Here is a 22925-nt window from a genome sequence, read left to right as displayed (position 1 = left end):
TATATTTTTAATAGCGTCTCCCTGCCAGGAAGAGCAAGAGGCGCATCACCCCGAAAGCCACACGGTCCAGCAGGCGCTGGCGCCAGGGTCTTTGGGCGTAGGCCTGGGCATCCAATGGCGTGCCGTGGGCCTCCATCGCGGTCAGCAGCCGGGCACGCAGGGATTGGGCAAATGGGACATCGTCGACCACCACATTGGCCTCGCGTGCCAGCAGCAAACTCAAGGGGTCCAGATTGGATGAGCCCACGGTCGCCCAGCGTCCATCCACCACCGCCACCTTGGCATGCAGAAACCCTACGGAGTATTCGTGGATCTCCACGCCGGCCGCCAACAACACACCAAACACCGGTCTGGCCCCGTGGTACTGCATGAAGTATTCATAACGCCCCTGCAGCAACAAACGCACTTTCACGCCCCGCTTGGCTGCATGCACAAGGGCCCTACGCAGTTTGCCGCCAGGCAAAAAATAGGCGTTGGCAATCAAAACCTCGCTCTGCGCACCGGCAATGGCCCTGCGGTAGGCGCGCTCTATGCTGTTGCGGTTGCGCAGGTTGTCACGCAACACCAGCATGGCCTTGCTACCGGTTGCCGCGCCACTTGCACGCCGGGCATGTGGCAGGGGCACAGCACGCTGCGATACGCCCGATTCTTTCCAGGTCTGGCGGGCATGGCGAAAATCCATTTGCTCCAATTGGCGTGTGATTTGCAAGCGACTCCAGAACTGGACCATGGCACGTTGTGCGTCCTGCACCAGCGGCCCGCGCACCGACAGGGCAAAATCAAAACGCGCTGACTCCAGAACGCCGTAACTGGGGTCGAAAAAATCGTCCAGCACGTTGATGCCGCCACAAAACGCCAGGTCGGCATCGACCACACACAGCTTGCGGTGCAAGCGCCGCCAGCCAACCGGCAACAACAAGCCCCACCGCCCCAGCGGGGAAAATTGCCGCCAGTGAACGCCGGCCGCGGCAAACCGTTGAACCCATGCCCCAGGCATCTCGGGTGTTCCGAAACCATCTACGACCAGGTACACACGGACGCCACGGCCTGCAGCACGCTCCAGCGCTGCAGCGACCTGTTGCCCGGCATCGTCGAAATTGAAGATGTAGGTTTCCAGCCGCACTTCCTGCAAACTGGCATCAATGGCCGCGACCAGTGCCGGAAAAAACTCTAAGCCACCCTGCAACAGATGAACATGGTGTCCGTCCTGTAGTTGCGCCGTGGTCAAAGTGGATCCACCGCCAGGTCAAAATCGGCGATCAGCGGCAAATGGTCTGACATTTGCCCCCAGATGCGCCCCCGCGGTACGTGCACACCCACGGGTGTCATGCCCCTGGCGTACACGTGGTCGAGCTGCACCACCGGCAGGCGTGACGGAAAGGTGGCGGCCTTTTGTTGCGTATAGGCCGACAGGCCCGCCTTGCCCAGCGCGCTCTGTACTGTGGTGCCCCAGTCGTTGAAGTCACCCGCCACCACCAGCGGTGCATGGGCGGGGATTTCGCGGCTAATGAATTGGTGCAATTGCGCCAACTGGCGCACCCGGCTGGCCTTGATCAAACCCAGGTGCACCACCACCACGTGCAGGGCGACACCGTGCACCAACACTTCGGAGTGCAACAGACCGCGTTGCTCAAACCGGTGGTCCGACATGTCTTCATGCTGGTGCGCAACCACCGGCCAACGTGACAACATGGCATTGCCGTGTTCGCCATGGCGGGTGTGGGCGTTGGTACGGTACACCGCCGTATATCCCTCGGGGGCCAGGTAGTCCGCCTGCGGCAGCTCGGGCCACTGTGGAAAATACTCCGCTTCGCGCCGGTGCATCTTGCGCACCTCCTGCAGGCAGACGATGTCGGCATCGAGCTGCTCCACCGCGTGGGCCAGGTTGTGGATTTCCAGGCGGCGCGCCGGGCCAATGCCTTGCACGCCTTTGTGGATGTTGTAGGTGGCGACCCGAACCAGCGTCATACGGCGCCCTCATGGTTGATAGCAAGCTGCCCCACAAAGCGTGGGAGCTGCAGGATGGCTTCTGCATTGGACGGCGAAAAACACAGTTCGGCCGCCTGCTGGTAGGGCAGCCACTGGTAGGCCGTGTGTTCGCGGGGGCTCAGCCGCACGGCGCACCGTTGCGGCACTTGCAGGCCAAACAAGCGCTCGGTATTGCGTGTAACACCCGGCGCGTAGCGGTGCAGCCATTGGGGGTAGATGTCGTAGATGTTCTCCAGTTGCCAATCGCGCAATATCGCGCGGTCTGCCGCCTGTGGCGTGCAGTCAATGCCGGTTTCCTCGGCAACCTCGCGTTCGGCGGTTTGCCGCCAGTCTTCCTCCAGGCTGTCTTTGCTGCCGGTGACGGACTGCCAATACTCCGCGCCCAGGCCATCACCGTCGGTGCGCCGCAGCACCAAAACGTCCAGCGCCGGGGTGTGGATCACCACCAACACGGATTGGGGGATTTTGAAGGGTTTGGGCATAAAAAAAAGGGCGCTACCAGAGCGCCCTTTCATTGTGCACCAAGCTGCGGATTACGCAGTTTTGGCCGCCTCGGGCGTGCGCAGGCGGATGTGCAGCTCGCGCAGCTGCTTCTCGTCCACAGGGCTCGGCGCCTGGGTCAACAGGCACTGGGCACGCTGGGTCTTGGGGAAGGCAATCACGTCGCGGATGGATTCGGCACCCGTCATCAGCGTCACGATGCGGTCCAGGCCAAAGGCCAAGCCACCGTGTGGGGGCGCACCGTATTGCAGTGCATCCAGCAGGAAGCCGAACTTGAGCTGGGCTTCTTCCGGTGTGATCTTCAGTGCATCGAACACCTTCTGCTGCACATCGGCGCGGTGGATACGCACGGAACCACCGCCCATTTCCCAGCCGTTCAGCACCATGTCATAGCCCTTGGAGATACATTTCTCGGGGGCAGAGACCATCCAGTCTTCGTGGCCGTCCTTGGGTGCGGTAAAGGGGTGGTGGGTGGCGGTGTAACGCTGGGCTTCTTCGTCGAACTCGAACATCGGGAAGTCGACCACCCACATCGGACGCCAGCCTTTTTCAAACAGGCCATTTTTCTTGCCAAAGTCGCTGTGGCCGACCTTGAGGCGCAGGGCGCCGATGGCGTCGTTGACAATCTTGGCCTTGTCGGCACCGAAGAAAATCAGGTCGCCGTTTTGTGCGCCGGAGCGTTCCAGCACCGCGTTGAGCGCCTTGTCATGGATGTTCTTGACGATGGGGCTTTGCAAACCATCACGGCCCTTGGACAGGTCGTTGACGCGGATATAGGCCAGGCCCTTGGCGCCGTAGATCTTGACGAACTCGGTGTAGGCGTCGATCTCGCCACGGCTGATACCGCCGCCTTCGACCGAGCCACCGGGCACGCGCAGGGCCACCACGCGGCCACCCTTCATGGTGGCGGCGCCGGAGAAGACTTTGAAGTCCACATCGGCCATCACATCGGTCACTTCGGTGAACTCCAGGTTCACGCGCAGATCGGGCTTGTCAGAGCCATAACGTTGCATGGCTTCCTGGTAGGTCATGACAGGGAAATCGCCCAGGTCCACCTTGATGGTGTTCTGGAACACGGTCTTGATCATGCCCTGGAAGATGTCGCGGATTTCTTCTTCACTCAGGAAGGAGGTTTCGATATCGATTTGGGTGAATTCGGGCTGGCGGTCGGCGCGCAGGTCTTCGTCGCGGAAACACTTGGTGATCTGGTAGTAGCGGTCAAAACCGGCCACCATCAACAACTGCTTGAACAACTGGGGCGACTGGGGCAAGGCGAAGAAGTGGCCATCGTGCACACGGCTGGGCACCAGGTAGTCGCGCGCGCCTTCGGGCGTAGACTTGGTCAGCATGGGTGTTTCGATGTCGACAAATCCGTTGGCGTCCAGGAACTTGCGCACTTCCATCGATACGCGGTAACGCAGCATCAGGTTGTTTTGCATGTAGGGGCGGCGCAGGTCCAGCACGCGGTGGGTCAAGCGCGTGGTCTCACTCAGGTTGTCGTCGTCCAACTGGAACGGAGGCGTGACCGAGGGGTTGAGCACCACCAGTTCGTGGCACAAGACTTCAATCTTGCCGCTCTTGAGCGCGTCATTGGCAGTGCCTTCGGGGCGCGCACGCACCAGGCCCTTGATCTGCACGCAGAATTCGTTGCGCAGGCCTTCGGCCGCGGCAAACATGTCGGCGCGGTCGGGGTCACACACCACCTGCACATACCCTTCTCGGTCGCGCAAATCGACAAAAATCACACCGCCGTGGTCACGCCGGCGGTTGACCCAGCCGCACAGGGAAACGGTTTCGCCCATTTGGGCTTCGGTCACCAGACCGCAATAGTGAGAACGCATGGCCATAACTGTCTTTCAAGGCGCCACCAACAGGCAGCGGGTTTCGCAAATTTAAGAGGGCTTGGGCACTGCCTTAACGGGCAGATGTGTTGCAGGGGGAACAGAACCCATGGAAATGACGTAGGTCAATGCCTGGTCCACACTCATGTCCAGCTCCACCACATCCGCACGGGGCAACATCAAAAAGAAACCACTGGTGGGATTGGGCGTGGTCGGCACATAGACACTGACAAAATCGGTCCCCAAATGGGACGCTACTTCACCCGTAGGGGTGCCGGTCTGGAACGCAATCGTCCAGCTCCCGGCGCGGGGATACTGGATCAGCAAGGCCGTACGAAATGCATTGCCGTTGCTGGAAAACAGCGTGTCGGAGACTTTCTTGACGCTGTTGTAAATGGACTTGACGATGGGGATACGGGTGAACAAGCCGTCCCATTGTTTGTGCAGCCAGCGCCCGGCAACGTTGGACACCAAGGCGCCCGTTACCAGCATAAAGGTTGCCACAAACAACACGCCCAGACCAGGGATATTGGCAAGGCGACTAATCGAAGAACCCATGCTGGCTGGCGCTACCGCGGCGATGCCATACAGCACGCCACCCAGCACACCGTCCAAGGATTTGACGAGCCACGTCAGTACCCAGATGGTGATGGCCAGCGGCAACCACACCATCAACCCGGTCAGCATGTATTTCTTGAATGGCACAGAAACCCCCGGCTCAATGGAAGACAAAATCAGGACCCGGATGCGGCCGGCGCCGCCCCAGTGGTCGGTGTGGCTTCCACTTTGGGCGCTGCCGACTCAGTGGCAGGCGCGGCCGTGCTGCCGTCTGCGGGTGCAGGCACACTGGTTGGTGCGCTGCCTCCGCCTTTGAAATCGGTGGCATACCAGCCAGAACCCTTGAGCTGGAAGCCCGCTGCAGTAACCTGCTTCTTGAACGAAGCTTTGTTACAGGCAGGACAAACGTCCAGCGGTGCATCGGACATTTTTTGCAATACGTCCTTGGCAAACCCGCAGGACTCGCATTTATAGGCGTATATAGGCATGGATAGATGACTCAGGCTTCAAGTTGCAAAGCCCTCAATTATAGGCCGCCAGCTAAAACAATCGAACCCTGATCACCAATTGCATAACCACCATTCCCAGCGCAAACCCGATCACGGCGTAAACCAGCCCCTGCAAAAGTTTGTTGGTGCGGCGCTGCTCCACAAGCAATACCTCCATCGCCCGGCTGGAGTCAGCAGGGTTGGCCCGCAGAAAGTTGTGCAGCAACATGGGCAGTTCCGGTAGCAACTTGGCGTAGTGTGGTGCCTGCGCCTTGAACTGGTCCATCAGCTTTTGTGGCCCTACCTGCCCCAGCATCCATTGTTCCAGGAAAGGCTTGGCCGTGGCCCAAAGGTCCAGATCGGGGTCCAGCTCGCGGCCCAGGCCCTCGATATTCAGCAAAGTCTTCTGTAGTAAAACCAGCTGGGGCTGGATTTCCACCTGGAAGCGCCGAGAAATCTGGAACAGGCGCATCAGCAGCAGGCCCAGTGATATTTCCTTGAGCGGCCGGTCAAAGTAAGGCTCACAAACGGATCGAATGCCGGCTTCCAACTCATCCACGCGGGTGTTGCGCGGCACCCAACCAGACTCGATGTGTAATTCGGCCACCCGTTTGTAATCGCGACGAAAGAATGCCGTGAAGTTTTGCGCCAGGTAGTCTTTGTCGGACTCGGTCAGCGTACCCACGATGCCGAAATCCAGCGAGATGTAACGGCCAAAGGTCTTGGGGTCCAAGCTGACCTGGATATTGCCCGGGTGCATGTCGGCGTGGAAAAAACCATCCCGAAATACCTGGGTGAAGAATATCGTCACCCCGTCACGCGCGAGCTTGGGAAGGTCTACGCCAGCTTCGCGCAGCTTGTCGGTCTGGCTGATGGGAACACCCACCATGCGCTCCATAACCATAACTTCGGTGGTGCACAGGTCCCAGTGGATCTCGGGGATCAGCACCAGTTGCAGGCTGTCCATATTGCGGCGCAATTGGGCCGCACTGGAGGCTTCGCGCACCAGGTCCAGCTCGTCATGCAGGTGTTTGTCGAATTCGGCCACCACTTCGCGCGGACGCAGGCGTTTGCCTTCCGATGACAGACTGTCGACCCAGCCTGCCATCATGCGCATCAACTGCAGGTCCTTCTCGATGGCGCCCAGCATGCCGGGGCGCAGCACCTTGACGGCCACCTCACGCTCCTGCCCCTGGCGATCCCGCAACACCGCAAAATGGACCTGCGCAATCGAGGCACTGGCCACCGGCTGCTGCTCAAACGATACAAAAATTTCTTCCAAGGGTTTGCGCAAGGCGCGCTCAATGGTGGCCACTGCCACTTCGGAGGGAAAGGGCGGGACGCGGTCTTGCAACTTGGCCAATTCATCCGCAATGTCCAGCGGCAAGAGGTCGCGCCGGGTGGACAACACCTGCCCAAATTTGACAAATATCGGACCCAAGCGTTCGAGCGCCTGGCGCAGGCGTTCACCTCTGGGCGCGTCCAAATTTCGCCCAAGCGTCAACAGGCGCATCAAGCGCCGCAGCCATGGCTTGTCAAAACTGCTCAGTACGAGCTCATCGAGTCCGTAGTGAAAAACAATCCAGACGATAAAAAAACCGCGGTGCAGGCGGCTCATGCAGATGTTCCGCCGGATGTATCCTTGTTTGCACGGCCCGCAAACTGCCGCACGGCCTGGGCCATGGCACCGGCAGCCTGCATCAGCCCGTGGGCGGGCGCATCGCCGAACATCCGCGCCAAGTCTTCTTCCAGATCCCAGCGCACGTGGTCAATCAGCCAACTCACATCGGCGGCCAATTGCACATCACCGTCGATGCGGACAGCGGGTTTGTTGCCGGCCATCAGGCTTTGCGCAATCGTGAACGGTGACTCATCCGTGATCACCAAGGAAAGATCGGTTTGCGCATCAGCCGCCGCCAGGTCCAACAAACCGGCCGGCGTGACCACCACTACAAAGGTCATGTCGCGCCACTGCATGCGCACGACACTACCTTTTTGCCGGACCAGGCGTTCCATGGCCTGGGGCTCCTGCATCAGCACATGGTTGAGCAACAGGACGACGCGTCGGCGCACCTCGTCTATGGCCCAGGCGGGTGGCGTAAACGGAAGGCTGAAATTCTGGAGGAGACCCTCCAGCAATGAAAAAGGGGACTGTGTTGCCATAGTCCCCATTATTCCCTGAATCGGGTGAATGGCCGTGAACACCACGGCCTAGTTCGCGGCTACTGCAGGGCTTGTACGCCTGCCACCAACCAGCCGCGGTTACCGCTGACGGGCTTGCTCATGTTCCAGACCTCACGGAACGGGCTGGGGCCGGCCGATGGCTCTTCGCGAATCATGCCGGAGAACTCCACACTGGCCAAATACTCATCTGCTGTTTCTTCAATACCCAACAAACGGGCTTCCAACATCACCACGTCGGTTCGGTTGGGGCTGGATCCGGGCTGCGCCTCGCGCTCGGCCAACTGGGCCTGGATTTCACGCAGCATGGTGTCCGTCATCATGGCGCGCAAGGCCGGGATGTCAGATTTGTCCCAGGCAACCTGCAAGGTCACAAAGTTGGTTTTGGCCGCAGCCAAAAATCCTTCGGAATCGAACCCTGCCGGAATGCCCCAGTTCTGTGAGCCCATCAGTGCGGAGCCAATCATGGAACCCCCGGTGGGATTGGACGCTTCAAACGCCATGCTGCTACGCTCCCAGGGACGTGCGGATGCGTCGTTACCAACGTGGTCCGGGCTGTAGGGCTTGGACTGGGTTACCGGGGGGGCTCCGGTATTGCCGGCACCCTGGAAGGCAAAAGGGCTCGCCTGTGGGGCTGCAGCCGCGGCTTTGCGCCGCATAAACCAGCCGATGCCCATAACGACGACCATTGCCAGCAGCGCAAACATCAGGACCTGGCCCATTCCTTCACCGAGGCCGAGGGAACTTGCAAGCCACGCCAAACCCAAGCCGGCGGCCAGACCGCCCAGCATGGCACCCCAGGGGCGTTTAGCCGGTGCAGGCGGTGTGGCGGCGGCGGGTTTTGCCGCCGCGGTATTGTTCACACCCTGGCTGGGCGCTGCCGGTGCAGCCGGTGTCGCATCGCGTTGGGTCACGTTGGACGATTGTTGGCCCACCGACTTGCCGCCACCCAGTCGACGCGCCGCCTCCGCATTGATGCTGGCAAGCGCCAACGTGGCGACCAAAATAACTGTCCAAATTTTCATATTCACTCCAAAGGAACTTGTAAGGTGAGGATAGATGCCGAATCCACAAGCCTCAGCACTTGATTCCAACATGCAAAGCCACAACACCGCCAGTCAGGTTGTGATAGTCCACATGGCCAAAACCCCCTTTGTGCATCATGGTCTTCAATTCGGCCTGGCCCGGATGCATACGAATCGACTCTGCGAGGTACTGGTAGCTTGAGTCATCACCCGCCACCAACTTGCCCAATTTGGGCAAGACCTTGAACGAATACCAGTCATAGATCTTCTCAAGCGGTGCGGCCACCTTGGAGAACTCCAGCACCAACAACTTGCCACCCGGCTTGAGCACACGCTGCATCTCGGCCAGAGCCACACCCTTGTGGGTCATATTGCGCAAGCCAAAGGCTACGCTGACCAGGTTGAAGTAATTGTCGGCGAATGGCAGTTTCTCGGCGTCACATACAAGCGTGGGCAGCGCCACCCCTTCGTCGATCAGGCGGTTGCGCCCGGTGCTGAGCATGGCTTCGTTGATGTCCGTGTGCACCACCTGCCCCGAGTTGCCAACCTTCTTGGAAAAAGCCAGAGCCAGGTCGCCCGTACCGCCAGCGATGTCCAGTACCTTGTCACCCTCTTGCAAATTGGCAACCATTACGGTGTAAGCCTTCCACGCGCGGTGCAAACCCATGGACATGAGGTCATTCATCACATCGTATTTGGGCGCAACCGAGTCGAAAACGCCACGCACATGGCGTGCTTTTTCTGCTTCGTCTACCGACTTGAAGCCGAAATGTGTAGTGGTCATAGTATTAATGAGGGTGAAAATGGCATCCAGCCCCCGAGATTATTGAGTGTATAGCTATTATTTTGATAGCGCTCATCCATTCAATGGCTGGAGCAGGCATTCCCCGATTTTGCCACCATAGGCGCATCCCGGTCCGCATGGGCCAGTTTGAGCCGGTCCGCATAGTCCTGCCACAGGCGCTCCTGCTGCGAGCCCAAAAAGTACAGATAGTCCCACGAGAAGATTCCGGTGTCGTGGCCATCTGAAAACCGCGGCTGCACGGCGTAGTTGCCCACAGGTTCCAGCGCTTCGAGCTCAACATCCCGTTTGCCCGTTTGCAAGGTCTCTTGGCCGGGGCCATGGCCTTGCACCTCGGCAGACGGGGAGTACACACGCATCAACTCAAACGGGATGCGAAAGTTTGCGCCATCAGAGAAACTGACCTCCAGTACCCGCGACTGGCCGTGGACTGTCAACGCCTGAGGCGTTGGAGCGCCAGTTTTTAATCCTGCCATGGTGAGTTTTATCTGAGTAAGCGAAAGAGGGTCGGCGCGTCAAAACTTCGCCGACAGGTTGACGTGCAGTTTTTGGTCCCCCGCCTGCGGGATTCCTGAACCTGCGACGTAGGGCAAGGTACTGCCGCCCAATACCCGTCCATAGTCAGCAGACATGGTGACGGTGGGCAAGGTGTAGCGCAAACCAACCCCGGCACTGGACAGAGAATCTGCCGCGGGCTTGGGATTGCCATTGGGATTTCTATTGCTCAACCACCCGGCGTCCACAAAACCCAACATGCGCAAGCCAGGTGCCAGCTCCCGCGAAGTAATTTCTGTCGACAGCAGCATTCCGCTATCGCCGGACAAAGGCCTCTCACCCACGCCCCGTACAGACGATGCGCCCCCTAGGCCAAATTGCTCACCCGAAATTAGCGCGTCCGTACTGAGCTGGAACTGTGCACGCACGCCGAAAAACCAGCCATTGGAAAAACCTGTCAGATAGTTTGCCCCGCCGCGCAACACCTTCCAGCTTGCCGTTGTGATGCGGGAGTCTTCTGATTGATAGGACGCAACGTCATTGCCTGCGCCACCCGGTAGATTGCTGGCAAGGTCGAGGTTGTAGCCCCAAACTTGGGAATCCGACTCCACTTTGGCGGTGTATCCCAACGACAAGGGCTGGCTGCGCCGCACAAGCTGCCCAGCCAGCGGGAATCCATTGATGTGGGTTACATCAAACTGCTTGTGGTCCAGGCCCAGGCTGACGTAGCCCCGGTACCCGCCGTCCGGTGGCAGATAGTGGTTGTAATTGAGCCCGAAAGTCTGCCCAGCCCCCGTGCTGTTGAAGGCGCCAAAATTTCCGACAACGTCCGAGTGCGTGTAGCTCATGCCGATGACACCGCCCAATCGGTACAGTGGCACGCGGTAGTTGAGACCAAACTGTCGAACATCGCTGGGGCGCTCAAGGGATGTCGTGTAGGCAGCCGTCAACTGGTGGTCCCTGTCAAACAGGTTGGAGTGTGTTCCCGCCAGCGTCAGGCGGTCATTACCCGTGGCACTGGAACCTGTATTGCTTTCGCTAACCGACAAGCTCCAGGGTTTGGATTCTTTGACGATGATGCGCACATCAATCTTGTCTGCATCGTCTGACTCCTTGACCGCAACCTGTAACTGCTTGCCCTGGGATTCATTGGCAATCGCGGTCTGCACCGCCAGGGTCCGGAAATTGGGCGCCGTGCCTTCCTTCAGTTCTGGCAAGCTTGCGCGGATATTGGCCTCGGTGTAACGCTCCCGGCCTTCTATGTTGATCTTGCCAATGACAAACTTCACAATGTTGAGCGTAACCGTCCGCCCTACTTCCTGGGGTGGCAATGCAACGCGGTAAAGCGTGAATCCTTTGTCCTTCAAGGCTGCTTCCAGTGCGGCTGTCGCCTTCTGCAAGGTCTCTATCGTTGCGTCCGCGCGAAGATAGGGCGCCAGTATGTTGGTCACTTCACCATCTGCCAGCGGGTTGTCGCCAGTGATATCAAAGCCTCGGATGACAAAAACAGGCGACGGGCTTTGCGCGGGGGACACTGGTGGCTGCTGTGCATAGGCACTCATCGAGCACATCGCTGCACCTGCAAATAAACCAACACCAGCTGCGCGGGACAGGCCCACAGCGTTACGGATTGAATTCATCGGGGTATGACGCATTTTTATCGGCACTGATTGGTCGCACGGACGCGATTCTCACCCAGCACGGTGCTCAGCATAGGGTGTTTGCTATTCGGCATGGGCGTGCGGTCAAACTCCAGGAACAGGGGAGTCAGCAGGGGGCGTGCAGTATTGCCATCGATGCCAGCAAAACCTGTCTCGCCCCGACCCAAATGCAGTGTCTGTCGACCGGTCACCACCTCAATATGACCATCGCGCACAAACACAAAAAGTCCCTCTTGCCCATCATCAACAGCGTCGGCTGAAAACAGCTGTTTGGTATCCACCACCACACCATCCGGACGGGGCAGATTTTGCAAGGTAGGTCCATTCAGTGGCCGGATGGCATTGGGGCTCACGAACAACCCTTGGCCAGTCTGCAACACTTGCAGCGCACTTTGCCCATTTGGCGTGACTTCAATAGACCCCAGCCAGGTGAAAAGGCTGCATCCCGCATCGGTCGCACAGTCAATGTCCAGGCCGGTACCCCGAATGCCAACCGTGGCAGTTGGAGTCGCAAAACCCACATTACGGGTATTTGACTTACCAATCAAGCCCGTCAAAGCGCGCAGAGAGCCGCGCAACAACGACACCAAAAAACGCCCATCCTTGGGATTGTTTGCATCAAACACAAAGCTGTCTACCCTGAAGCGGGTGACCGGGCCTAAGGTCAGCCGACTGTCGTCCCGAAACGCAATCACCGCGCTTGCACTGGAGCCAGTCTCCACGACGTCACCTGGGTACACGCTACCACCTGGGACCACCCGCCGGCGTACACCGAACGAATCCACTGCGTTGATCTCACCCAGGGCCGATACCAATTTGGCGCTAGCCTGTACGGCGTTTGCATTGGCCTTTTCTGGAATCTTGGCGGACTCCGTTTTGCACTCGTTGGTGCAAATTCTGGCATCGAAATCTGTGCCCCGTATGCCCAAGGTCGCGGTTCGGGTTACAACCCGCGCAGCATCCGGCGAATTTTTGGTGATCAAGCCTGTGATAGCCCGAAAGCCGCCTCTGAACAATTGCATCACCATGCTGTTGTCGGGTGCGCTCTCGCTGAATTTGTATTGCTGGATCACCAGCTCGGAATTCGGCCGAACGGTCATGCGTGTACCGTCTTGCATCTTGACGATAGCAGAGGCCCCCTCGGCGGTGGTGACACGATCACCCTGCCTCAGCGACAGCCCCTTACCCAGGGTGCGAGGGCCCTGACCTTCTGTTTGTGCAAAACCAACGCCTCTGGCGAATTCAACCTCGCCAACGCTTTGGGCAATTGCTCGACTACCAAGCAACGACATGCCCGCAGCGACAGCAATCGCCCCCACAACACTGCGGAGTTGAGCGGACCGCGCGTCTATGTTCATGGTCGGCATGTTTCACCCTCTACTACCAAGTCATTCTTAGGTTTACCCAAATCCCGTTTGTCTTCATCCTGCGTCTGCAAGCCAGTCTCAAACTTATCCAGGAATGTTGTCACCAGATTGGTCTGGATCACCGCGTCCTTTACAACGTCAAAGGTACCCGGAGTTGACGGAGTTCCAATCGGAAAGGATGGAAGCGTAGGGTTGGTTGGACTGGTTGGACTGGTTGGTGCCGTCGGTGTTGTCGGGCTTGTGGGTGTTGTTGGATTCGATGGGAGTATCGGAGTGTTTGGTGGAGCACCAACGCTCAACGGCGGCGCAGTAACGGGCTGCCCGCCAACCGAGTAATTAACTGGCGTGCTACCAGAAGTTGCAGAGGAGCCAACTGTGAGCACCCCACCCACGGTGGCGGTCACACCCTGCGCGCCATAAACCGCACCGTTTTGTGTCAGATTGTTAGCGGCTGCCAGTTTTACAACACCCGACGAAGAGTTGACGTTTCCGTTCAACACCATATCACCCGCGCTGGTAGTGTTCGTAGCTACAAGATTGATGTCACCACCAGCCGACACGCCGCCAGAGCCAATGGTCAGTGGGCTATTGGCCATAAGGGAGACCCGGCCACCCGGTGCTGCGACGGGGCCCTGGGTCAGGATCCCACCCGTATTGGTAACCACTACGTCCCCACCAGCATTGCTGATGCCCACAATGTTGAGACCACCCACATTGGTCAATTCAATCGCCCCTGAGCCACTATTAGTCGCAGTGAAGGACCCAATACGATTACCGGTGGAGTTGAGGACCGCTCCATTGCTTGAACTGGTTATGAGCGCAGTTGCGTCCACACCTCCGGTTTGTGTGATCGAGCCATTTACAGCGGTTAGGGCAATCGTCTTGGCTTTCAAATTGCTAAAGGCGATCCCACCGGTGGGGGTTGTCACATCAATGGCAAACATATCCACACTGCCACCGGTTTGACTAAAAGCACCATTTACTTTCAGTGTTCCGGACCCGCTGAGTGATCCGCCGCTCTGCAAAAATCCTGCCGTGTCCACACTACCGCCAACCTGTAAAGACCCGCCCGATATTAAAATAGGGCTTCCGCTGGTCAACGATTGCAGACTGGTAGTCCCCATATTTCCATCAAATTCGATCGGCCCCACCCCGGCAGGAATAATGACATTCGCGACGTTGACACCGTCCGGCAACGCATCCCAGTTAAAGGTGGTACTCCATAAATTGCCTACCCCACCCGTCCATGTGGAAGTCGGCCGCTGCGTGACTGTGCCAATATTGCCACTCACAGTTGGAACCTGGTATCCATACACCGGTTTGCTACCCAAGGCCAAACTGGTTGTAATGCCCGTAACGCCCACGCCATTCACAGTTACGAGTTTCCCAGTTCCAACATTCTTGTTGTCCAGGGTGCCGGTTCCACCGGAGAGCGTTGCTCCCGACACATCGTCCGCGTCGATTGCCCCGCCTGAAACTACTGGCAATATTGCGCCCGTGAGGTTGATGCTGGTATTGCCGTCATAGACCTTGGAAACAGTCCCAGTGACGGTTGAGCCCGACAGTGTCAACACAGGAGCGGCAGCCACGAGAATGCCATTCCCGGCGCCTAGCACCGTCGTACCATATGTCGCGTTAACTTGTTTAAACGCCCAGCCCGTGGGGAATACATTGCTGAGGAAACTGGGGACGTAAGCCAACCAACGCCCGCCCGCACCACTCGTGGTGATCGGCACGGACGCAGACAACAAACCGCCGGTCGTTATCAGCAAAACCGCATCACCAGCGGCGTCGGAACTGATACCTGGACCGGTCAAAGTAAGACCAGACGCTGCCGACAGCCGCACTGCCCCGCCAGAGGCATTGATGCCAAATCCAGAAGATATCGAGCCACCCGAATCCAAATCGACACCCCCTGAGCTAGTCGTTATGGTCCCATTCTGTGTAATGGAGCCGGTCGCCTTCAAGGTGAATGAACCTGACGCAACCGAGGTAACCCCAACAGCAGTGCTATTTTTCACATTCACAGCGCCACCACTAGTCACCGTCAAGTTGGTCAAATTGTTGGACGTGTTGCTCAGCGTCACATTGCCACCGCCAGCAATGACGTCCAGCCCAGTCCCAGCAGCCGAAATGGCGCCGGTCTGGGCAAGATTGCCGCCATTGGTCTTGAGCTGCAAAGCGCCACCGACCGTGATGGCCCCAGCCGCAAACGAACCGGAATTCCAGTAAGTCACCATATTGGTTCCACCGGAACTTATGCTGACGTTTGCGGCGCTGTTGGAGTCGTTGTTCAACACAACCCCCCCGGTACCGCTTACAGACAAATTGCCGGCAGTGATGTTCGCGGCTGGAAGGGTGCTTTGGGAGACCCCGCCCCCTGTGCTGGTCAATGTCACGGCACCACCGCCTGCGTTGATAGCCTGATTGACCTGGATACTGCCGGTGCTCTCCAGATTGGCATTGCCGCCGTTGGTGTTGATGCCGGTAATGGAACCCAGTGTTGTGACCGAGAACGCATTCACACTCTTGAAGCTCATTCCACCGCTACCAACACTCGCCGCAATGCTGGACACATTGTTAGCGTTGTTCAGGGAGACACTACCTCCCGAATCGATCTCCAATGAAGTTGCGGAGATGGTCCCGGAAGACTGCGAAATGGACCCACCTGATTTCAACTTCACCGCACCGGAATTGACATTAGCCCCCAAAAACATCGACCCCCCGGTGGACTCCAGCGCCAGACTCGATGTCACCGATATGGGCTGATTCACCGACAGCGATCCACCCTGCGCAGTCAGGGACAAGTTATTTCCCCCTGCATAACTGATAGGCGTGGACACAGACAAATTGTCTAGAGCCGTTACCGATACATTGTTAGACGCCAACGCTGTCAACAAATCGGCAACATCGAGAGTACCTGCTCCTGCAGACGCAAAGTTGGGAGCCCCGCCCACATTCACCGTGGCAGTGGAGTTGATGTCGATGTTGTTCGGGTCCAGCAGCCACAAGCCGGTTTTCCCCGCTGCGGCTCGGGTGTCTACCCTTATCCCAGTGAGATGCAAAGACTGTTTACCCGACGTTTCCACAAACCCGCCATCTCCACCCTGGGCGCCGCCCTGTGCCGAAATGCTGCCATGTGCACGCGTCGTGTCGTCCGCCCACAGTATCACCCTGCCGCCATTGCCGTTACCCTTGGCATCGGCCTTGATGCTTGCCTGTGGCCCAAAATACACAAAATTCGCGTTCTGCACATCGGCATTTTTGCCTTGGTAGTCCCCCCCCACGCGCACACTGCCGCCGCTGTTATCACCAGATGCGTCGATCAAAGCCTGGTCAGTTACCGCAACGCGGTCTCCCAACACATCTACGCTGCCGCCCTCTGTACCTGTGGCCAATATCTTGCCGCCACCTTCTACCAAGGCGTCGCCAGACGCCTTGAGCACCACTTTGCCCCCTCGCAAGTCGGCCTGGGTGGCCTGGATCAGGCCGCTGTGTTTAAGTGTGCCGGCAAAGATGCCTACCGCACCGCCCTTCAACGTTCCCAGGTTCACGGCCTCATTCGCCGGCGCCTGCACCTGCAATTTGATGCCCTCCAAGCCCCGACCTGTGATCTCGACCTGTTGACCGGCCGCCAGGATGGTCGATCCATTGGGCGCCTGCACCAATGCAGTCTGCTCAGTGCCCACATTGGCACCCAGCAAGACCACGTCTCCGCTGCGCGCCAAAACGCTGCCGCCAACCGACACGCCGGCCCCCGCACCACCGCTATCGCCAAAACGCAGACGCCCGGCCAGGGCATCCGCATCCGACATGCGCAAGCTGGAAGCAGTAAACCCGGCAGTGTCCACCACCGCTCCGGCGCCCACGGCGATGCCCGACTGGTTAACAAGTACCAGGTTGCCGTTGCTGGATAAGGTGCCAAAAATGGCGGAAGGGGTATTGGTAACGACCCGGTTGATGGATGTGCTGGCAGCACTGGGTTGCAGGAAGTGTGTTGTATTGCCTGCAGGAATCGAAAAACTCTGCCAGTTGATGGCGGAATGGTTGGTGCCCGCCCCGTTTTGGGTGGTCACCAGCATGTGGTTGCCGGTGGTGGTCATGTTGGCCTGCCCAACGATGGCGACGCCGCCGGATGGGTTGGCGTTGGCATTCGTGGCCAAGGTACCCCAGGCCAGTGCAACCCCTAGCGCCAGAGCGCTCCAGTGGAGCACCAAGAGCGCGTTCTTGGGCGTGCTGTCGGAGCTTGCGCTGCCGGATCGCCCCCCGCTGGAGGAAATTTCCGCTACCGCGACCATGGCGCCGAGCGCCTGGTTCCATACGGTTCTATACACATGGTTGAGTGAGGCCCGAGAACGCATGATGTAACTCCAAAAAGCATTCCCCTCGCCGCCGAAGGGACGCTAAATTGATTAAATCACAACACTTTCGTTGGAAAGCCCGAATTTACGCCACTTCAGGCGCCCACGTATCAGCTATGTAACCCGGTGGATACATTTCACAACACATTGCGGCATGAACCGGCTGTATCAGACCAGCACCCGCTCAATCCCGCCCGCATTGGCAGTCGCCACATACTCCGGCAGCCATTCCTTGCCAAGGATCTGGTTGGCCATTTCCACGACGATGTAATCCGCCTCCAGCAGGCCGGATTTCAGATCATCCTGGTAGCGGTTCAGACCCATCAGGCAGCTGGGGCAAGACGTCAATATCTTGACGTTCTGGTCGGCCTGCACAGTACCGGCTTCGCGCAGCGCGGTTTCGCCTTTGCGTATTTCCTCTTCCTTGCGGAAGCGGATCTGTGTGGATACATCGGGCCGTGAAGTGGCCAGGCCACCACTCTCACCGCAGCAGCGTTTGCTCTCCAGCACACCGTCACCGACCAGCGCCTTGACGGTCTTCATCGGCTCCTGCAGCTTCATCGGGCTGTGGCAGGGGTCGTGGTACAGGTAACCACCACCGGCCGCAGCGCCCAGGGTGATGTTCTTCTCCAACAGGTATTCGTGAATGTCGACGATGCGGCATCCCGGGAATATCTTGTCGAATTCATAACCCTGCAACTGGTCATAACAGGTGCCGCAGCTCACTACCACGGTCTTGATGTCCAGGTAGTTCAGCGTATTGGCCACACGGTGGAACAACACGCGGTTGTCAGTAATGATCTTCTCGGCTTTGTCGAACTGGCCCGAGCCCCGCTGTGGATACCCGCAGCACAGGTAGCCCGGTGGCAGCACGGTTTGCACACCGGCATGCCACAGCATGGCCTGCGTGGCCAGACCCACCTGGCTGAACAGGCGCTCCGAACCGCAGCCGGGAAAGTAGAACACCGCCTCGGTTTCGGCCGTCGTGGTCTTGGGGTTGCGGATGATGGGGACGTAGTCCTTGTCCTCGATATCCAGCAAGGCACGGGCCGAACGCTTGGGCAGGTTGCCGGGCATCTTCTTGTTGATGAAGTGGATAACCTGCTCCTTGACCGTGGCCGTGCCCACCGTGGCGGGCGGCGCGTTGGTCTGCTTGCGGGCCAGCACATTCAGCACGCGGTTGCCCAGGCGCTGGGCCTTGAAGCTCAGGCGGGTGGCCGTGCGGGCCAGCGCAATCGCATTCGGGCTGGCGGTGCCGATGAACCAGGCCTGGAACTCAGCCGCTGGGCGGTACGACTTCTTGCCCATCTTGCGCAACAGGTTGCGCATATTCATGGTCACATCGCCAAAGTCGATGTTCACCGGGCAGGGTGTCAAACACTTGTGGCAGACCGTGCAGTGGTCAGCCACATCTTCAAATTCTTCCCAGTGTTTGATGGAGACACCACGACGGGTCTGCTCTTCGTACAGAAAAGCTTCCACCAAGAGCGAGGTCGCCAGAATCTTGTTGCGCGGGCTGTACAACAGGTTGGCACGCGGCACATGGGTGGCGCAGACCGGCTTGCACTTGCCGCAGCGCAGGCAGTCTTTCACCGAATCGGCGATGGCGCCGATATCGCTCTGCTGCATGATCAGCGACTCATGGCCCATCAAACCAAAGGAGGGCGTGTAGGCGTTGGTCAGATCAGCGTAGGTCGGGAAACCTTCAGCCGAATTGGCCTCTAGCCCCCGTCCATGCTTATTAAGATGCTCCTGATTTCGTAGCAACTTGCCTTTGTTAAAACGCCCCTCAGGGTCGACTCGCGACTTGTAATCGGTAAACGGCTGCAACTCAGCATCCGTCAGAAACTCCAGCTTGGTGATGCCAATGCCGTGTTCACCCGAGATCACGCCGTCCAGCGAACGGGCCAGCGCCATGATGCGTTTGACGGCACCGTGGGCGGCCTGCAGCATTTCGTAGTCATCGCTGTTGACGGGGATGTTGGTGTGCACATTACCGTCACCGGCATGCATGTGCAGCGCCACCCAGACGCGGCCTTTGAGCACACGCTGGTGGATGGCGGTGCATTCGGCCAGGATGGCCTCGAAGGCCACACCGTTGAAGATGCCTTGCAGCGGCGCACGCAGCTGCGTCTTCCAGCTGGCGCGCAAGCTGTGGTTTTGCAGTTCCGCGAACAGGCCTTCCACGCCGTCCAGCCAGCCTTGCCACTGGGCGCGCACATCGGCGATCAGCGCCAGGGCCTGGGCCACGCGGTCCTCCAGCAGCTCGGCCGCGGGGATATCATTGGCGTCGCCGCCCTTGCTCAGGGGCAGGTTGCCGGTTTCAAAAAACTCGGTCAAGGCATCACACAGCGCCAGCTTGTTGCGCAGGCTCAGCTCGATGTTGATGCGTTCAATGCCATCGGTGTATTCAGCCATGCGCGGCAGCGGGATCACCACGTCTTCGTTGATTTTGAAGGCGTTGGTATGGCGGCTGATGGCCGCGGTCTTCTTGCGGTCCAGCCAGAATTTCTTGCGTGCCTCGGGGCTGATGGCGACAAAACCTTCGCCGCTGCGCGAATTGGCAATACGCACCACCTCGGATGTGGCGCGGGCCACGGCATCGGCGTCGTCACCGGCGATATCGCCAAACAGGGCCATCTTGGGCAACACACCGCGTTTGGACTTGGTGGTGTAACCCACGGCCTTCAGGTAACGGTCGTCCAGGTGCTCCAGCCCGGCCAACAGCACGCCACTGCGCTTCTGCTCGGCAAACATGAAGTCGATAATTTCGACGATGCTGGGCACGGCGTCCTTGGCATTGCCAAAGAACTCCAGGCAAACCGTGCGCGTGTGGGCCGGCATCTTGTGCACGACCCAACGGGCGCTGGTGATCAGGCCGTCCGTGCCTTCCTTCTGGATGCCAGGCAGGCCGCTCAAGAACTTGTCCGTCACGTCCTTGCCCAGACCTTCTTTGCGGAAGGACTGTCCGGGGATGTCCAGCCGCTCGGTACGAATCTTGGTCTTGCCGTCGGCCTTGAAATACTGCAGCTCGAAGCTGGCCATCTCCGCATCATGGATCTTGCCCATGTTGTGGTTGATGCGGGTCACTTCCAGCCACTCGGCCTGGGGCGTCACCATGCGCCAGCTCGCCAGGTTGTCCAGCGCCGTGCCCCACAACACTGCCTTCTTGCCACCGGCATTCATGGCCACATTGCCGCCTATGCACGAGGCTTCAGCCGAGGTCGGGTCCACGGCAAACACATAACCACCCCGCTCGGCCGCATCGGCCACACGCTGGGTTACCACGCCAGCTTCAGTCCATACCGTTGCGACCTCGCGGTCCATGCCCGGCAAGACTTTCATCTCGACTTCGGTCATGGCCTCAAGTTTTTCGGTATTGATGACCGCGCTTTTCCACGTCAGAGGGATCGCACCACCGGTGTAACCCGTGCCGCCGCCCCGCGGGATGATGGTCAGACCCAGGTCGATACAGCCCTTGACCAGACCGGCCATTTCTTCCTCGGAATCGGGGGTCAGCACCACAAAGGGGTATTCCACGCGCCAGTCGGTGGCATCGGTCACGTGGGACACACGGCTCAGGCCGTCGAACTTGATGTTGTCCTTGGCCGTGAGTTTGACCAGGGCCTTCTGGGTCTTGCGCCGCAGTGTGCCCATGTTCACGGAAGCGGCGTTAAACGCCTCGACCGCAGCGCCCGCCAGCACCAGCAGCTCACCCACCATGGCGTCGCGCTCGGGGTCGGCATCGGGGGTGCGGCGTTTCTCCACTTCGTGCAGGCGGTGGTGCAAGGCATCGACCAGCATGCCGCGGCGCTTGGGGTTGTCCAGCAGGTCGTCCTGCAGATAAGGGTTGCGCTGCACAACCCAGATATCGCCCAAGACCTCGTACAACATGCGGGCCGAGCGGCCGGTACGGCGTTCACCCCGCAGCTGGTTCAACAGGCCCCAGGCACGCTCGCCCAGCAGGCGGATCACGATTTCGCGGTCGGAGAAGGAGGTGTAGTTGTACGGAATTTCGCGGATGCGCTCCTGCACATGCGGCTGGGTGCCGGGTGCCGACAGAAGGTGATTGAGCGAGGTGGGTGCGTTCATCGGGCTGTACTGTTGGAATCTAGGCGGTGGAATGACCCACGGGGGCAGAGGGAAGATGTTACCGCAGTGCAGCAAACACCTGTATGCAACTGCGGGAAGACCTGTGTTAGGCAAGCCTAATGCACCCAGGCGGCTTGCACCCGGTCTAGTGGAAATCACCGAGCGCAGAGGCGCTGCCCTTCAGTTTTAATCAGTTCGACATAAAGCGTCCGTACGATCGTGCGTTTTTGCCAAAAAAAGGAACACCCATGATGAAGCTCAAATTCACTGCATTGGCTTTTGCCGCTGCGTTTTCGCTCTCCGCACAGGCCCAAACCGAAATCCAGTGGTGGCATTCCATGACCGCCGTCAATGGCGAATGGGTCAATGACCTGGCCAAGGAATTCAACGCCAGCCAGAAGGACTACAAAATTGTGCCCACCTACAAGGGCAGCTACGACGAATCCATGACTGCGGCCGTAGCCGCCTTCCGCGCTGGCAACGCGCCCCACATCCTGCAGGTGTTTGAAGTGGGTACGGCCACCATGATGGCCAGCAAAAACGCCATCGTGCCGGTAGGCAAGGTGATGTCCGACGCCGGCCAGGCCTTCGACCCCAAGGCCTACATTCCCGCCGTCGCAGGTTATTACACGGCGCCCAGTGGCCAGATGCTGAGTTTCCCGTTCAACAGCTCCACCACGGTGTTCTATTACAACAAAGATGCCTTCAAGGCCGCCGGTCTGGATGCCGAAAAAGCCCCCGCCACCTGGCCTGAAGTGGCATTGGCAGCGGCCAAGCTCAAGGCCAACGGCCACAAATGCCCGATCTCCATCTCCTGGCAAGGCTGGACCCAGTTGGAGAGCTTTTCCGCCTGGCACAACGTGGAGTTTGCGACCAAACAAAACGGTCTGGCCGGTCTGGATGCCCGCATGAAGGTCAACTCCGACCTGCACGTGCGCCACATCGACAACCTGGCCAACATGGCCAAACAAGGCCTGTTTGTCTACAAGGGCCGCGGCAATGTGCCTGAGGCCAGCTTTGTCTCGGGTGAATGCGCGATGATGACCACCTCCAGCGGCTTCTACGGCAACGTCAAGAAGAACGCCAAGTTCGCCTTCGGTCTGGCACCCCTGCCCCATTACCCCGACGTACCCGGCGCGCCGCAAAACACCGTGATCGGTGGGGCCAGCCTGTGGGTCATGGCCGGCAAGAAGGCCGAGGAGTACAAGGGTGTGGCCAAGTTCTTTGGTTTTGTGTCCAGCCCTGCCGTTCAATCGGCCAGCCACCAGCGCACCGGTTACCTGCCCATCACCATGGCAGCGTTCCAGATGACCGAAAAATCGGGCTTCTACAAACAAAACCCCGGCACCGATGTGGCCGTGAACCAGATGATCCGCAAGGTGACCGACAAGTCGCGCGGCATCCGCCTGGGCAATTACGTGCAGATCCGCGCCATTGAAGACGAAGAGTTGGAACAGGTCTGGGCTGGCAAAAAAACGGCCAAGGAAGCCCTGGACAGCATCGTCAAACGCGGCGACGAGATGCTGGAACGCTTTGAAAAAGCGAACAAGCAAAAGTAATCGAC

16 protein-coding genes are annotated in these 22925 nt (G+C 59.0%); 1 reads left to right on the top strand and 15 read right to left on the bottom strand.

Features of this window, described 5'->3' with window-relative positions; genetic code table 11:
* Positions 1-7 precede the first annotated feature (7 nt).
* From clsB to HZ993_RS21265, 15 genes are all read right to left on the bottom strand, one after another.
* Positions 8-1228 (bottom strand): cardiolipin synthase ClsB, encoded by a 1221-nt coding sequence (gene clsB, locus HZ993_RS21335; protein WP_209394705.1) that lies wholly within the window; start codon positions 1226-1228, stop codon positions 8-10.
* Positions 1225-1968, bottom strand: coding sequence for an endonuclease/exonuclease/phosphatase family protein (locus HZ993_RS21330; RefSeq protein ID WP_209394704.1), 744 nt, complete (start codon positions 1966-1968; stop codon positions 1225-1227). Before HZ993_RS21330 ends, clsB begins: the two co-directional genes overlap by 4 nt.
* Entirely contained in the window at positions 1965-2471 is a 507-nt protein-coding gene (gene nudB / locus HZ993_RS21325) for a dihydroneopterin triphosphate diphosphatase (protein WP_245213716.1), read from the bottom strand. Before nudB ends, HZ993_RS21330 begins: the two co-directional genes overlap by 4 nt.
* A 51-nt stretch (positions 2472-2522) precedes the next feature.
* The gene (gene aspS / locus HZ993_RS21320; protein WP_209394702.1) at positions 2523-4337 is read right to left on the bottom strand and encodes an aspartate--tRNA ligase; all 1815 of its coding nucleotides are present in this window, start codon (positions 4335-4337) and stop codon (positions 2523-2525) included.
* A 45-nt stretch (positions 4338-4382) separates the two neighbouring features.
* The gene (locus HZ993_RS21315) at positions 4383-5036 is read right to left on the bottom strand and encodes a DUF502 domain-containing protein (protein WP_371816947.1); all 654 of its coding nucleotides are present in this window, start codon (positions 5034-5036) and stop codon (positions 4383-4385) included.
* Between the two features lie 29 nt (positions 5037-5065).
* A complete protein-coding gene (locus tag HZ993_RS21310) occupies positions 5066-5377 on the bottom strand; it encodes an FmdB family zinc ribbon protein (protein ID WP_209394701.1) in 312 nt (103 codons plus the stop codon).
* 52 nt (positions 5378-5429) lie between these two features.
* A complete protein-coding gene (gene ubiB, locus HZ993_RS21305; protein WP_209394700.1) occupies positions 5430-6995 on the bottom strand; it encodes a ubiquinone biosynthesis regulatory protein kinase UbiB in 1566 nt (521 codons plus the stop codon).
* Positions 6992-7540, bottom strand: a complete 549-nt coding sequence (locus HZ993_RS21300; protein WP_209394699.1) for a hypothetical protein — start codon at positions 7538-7540, stop codon at positions 6992-6994. The genes ubiB and HZ993_RS21300 overlap by 4 nt, the downstream gene beginning before the upstream one ends.
* A gap of 59 nt (positions 7541-7599) precedes the next feature.
* Positions 7600-8583, bottom strand: a complete 984-nt coding sequence (locus HZ993_RS21295) for a Tim44 domain-containing protein (protein ID WP_209394698.1) — start codon at positions 8581-8583, stop codon at positions 7600-7602.
* 52 nt (positions 8584-8635) lie between these two features.
* Complete coding sequence (gene ubiE / locus HZ993_RS21290; RefSeq protein ID WP_209394697.1) at positions 8636-9367, bottom strand: bifunctional demethylmenaquinone methyltransferase/2-methoxy-6-polyprenyl-1,4-benzoquinol methylase UbiE; 732 nt, start codon at positions 9365-9367, stop codon at positions 8636-8638.
* Positions 9368-9447: 80 nt separating this feature from the next.
* Positions 9448-9861 (bottom strand): gamma-butyrobetaine hydroxylase-like domain-containing protein, encoded by a 414-nt coding sequence (locus HZ993_RS21285; protein ID WP_209394696.1) that lies wholly within the window; start codon positions 9859-9861, stop codon positions 9448-9450.
* Between the two features lie 39 nt (positions 9862-9900).
* On the bottom strand, positions 9901-11415 hold the full coding sequence (locus tag HZ993_RS21280; protein ID WP_209394695.1) for a ShlB/FhaC/HecB family hemolysin secretion/activation protein: 1515 nt from the start codon (positions 11413-11415) through the stop codon (positions 9901-9903).
* 122 nt (positions 11416-11537) lie between these two features.
* Positions 11538-12833 carry a FecR domain-containing protein gene (locus HZ993_RS21275; protein ID WP_256440998.1) on the bottom strand — a complete coding sequence of 432 codons (1296 nt, stop codon included), beginning with the start codon at positions 12831-12833 and terminating at the stop codon, positions 11538-11540.
* A 62-nt stretch (positions 12834-12895) separates the two neighbouring features.
* Entirely contained in the window at positions 12896-17269 is a 4374-nt protein-coding gene (locus HZ993_RS21270; RefSeq protein ID WP_209394693.1) for a filamentous hemagglutinin N-terminal domain-containing protein, read from the bottom strand.
* A 168-nt stretch (positions 17270-17437) separates the two neighbouring features.
* The gene (locus tag HZ993_RS21265) at positions 17438-21361 is read right to left on the bottom strand and encodes a DUF3683 domain-containing protein (RefSeq protein WP_209394692.1); all 3924 of its coding nucleotides are present in this window, start codon (positions 21359-21361) and stop codon (positions 17438-17440) included.
* Positions 21362-21612: 251 nt separating this feature from the next.
* On the opposite strand from HZ993_RS21265, the gene ugpB reads away from it, so the two are divergent.
* Positions 21613-22920 (top strand): sn-glycerol-3-phosphate ABC transporter substrate-binding protein UgpB, encoded by a 1308-nt coding sequence (ugpB, locus tag HZ993_RS21260; RefSeq protein WP_209398670.1) that lies wholly within the window; start codon positions 21613-21615, stop codon positions 22918-22920.
* Positions 22921-22925 lie beyond the last annotated feature (5 nt).

It is taken from the genome of Rhodoferax sp. AJA081-3 (assembly GCF_017798165.1).
Taxonomy (GTDB): domain Bacteria; phylum Pseudomonadota; class Gammaproteobacteria; order Burkholderiales; family Burkholderiaceae_C; genus Allorhodoferax.
This window is presented reverse-complemented; position numbering and strand designations above follow the sequence as displayed.

Excerpts from the sequence above, each read along its gene's own strand:
- HZ993_RS21275 (WP_256440998.1), bottom strand. The coding sequence starts at position 12,833 with ATGTCGTTGCTTGGTAGTCGAGCAATTGCCCAAAGCGTTGGCGAGGTT.
- HZ993_RS21300 (WP_209394699.1), bottom strand. The coding sequence starts at position 7,540 with ATGGCAACACAGTCCCCTTTTTCATTGCTGGAGGGTCTCCTCCAGAAT.
- HZ993_RS21270 (WP_209394693.1), bottom strand. The coding sequence starts at position 17,269 with ATGCGTTCTCGGGCCTCACTCAACCATGTGTATAGAACCGTATGGAAC.
- ugpB (WP_209398670.1), top strand. The coding sequence starts at position 21,613 with ATGAAGCTCAAATTCACTGCATTGGCTTTTGCCGCTGCGTTTTCGCTC.
- nudB (WP_245213716.1), bottom strand. The coding sequence starts at position 2,471 with ATGCCCAAACCCTTCAAAATCCCCCAATCCGTGTTGGTGGTGATCCAC.
- HZ993_RS21265 (WP_209394692.1), bottom strand. The coding sequence starts at position 21,361 with ATGAACGCACCCACCTCGCTCAATCACCTTCTGTCGGCACCCGGCACC.
- ubiE (WP_209394697.1), bottom strand. The coding sequence starts at position 9,367 with ATGACCACTACACATTTCGGCTTCAAGTCGGTAGACGAAGCAGAAAAA.
- ubiB (WP_209394700.1), bottom strand. The coding sequence starts at position 6,995 with ATGAGCCGCCTGCACCGCGGTTTTTTTATCGTCTGGATTGTTTTTCAC.
- aspS (WP_209394702.1), bottom strand. The coding sequence starts at position 4,337 with ATGGCCATGCGTTCTCACTATTGCGGTCTGGTGACCGAAGCCCAAATG.
- HZ993_RS21330 (WP_209394704.1), bottom strand. The coding sequence starts at position 1,968 with ATGACGCTGGTTCGGGTCGCCACCTACAACATCCACAAAGGCGTGCAA.
- HZ993_RS21295 (WP_209394698.1), bottom strand. The coding sequence starts at position 8,583 with ATGAAAATTTGGACAGTTATTTTGGTCGCCACGTTGGCGCTTGCCAGC.
- HZ993_RS21310 (WP_209394701.1), bottom strand. The coding sequence starts at position 5,377 with ATGCCTATATACGCCTATAAATGCGAGTCCTGCGGGTTTGCCAAGGAC.
- HZ993_RS21285 (WP_209394696.1), bottom strand. The coding sequence starts at position 9,861 with ATGGCAGGATTAAAAACTGGCGCTCCAACGCCTCAGGCGTTGACAGTC.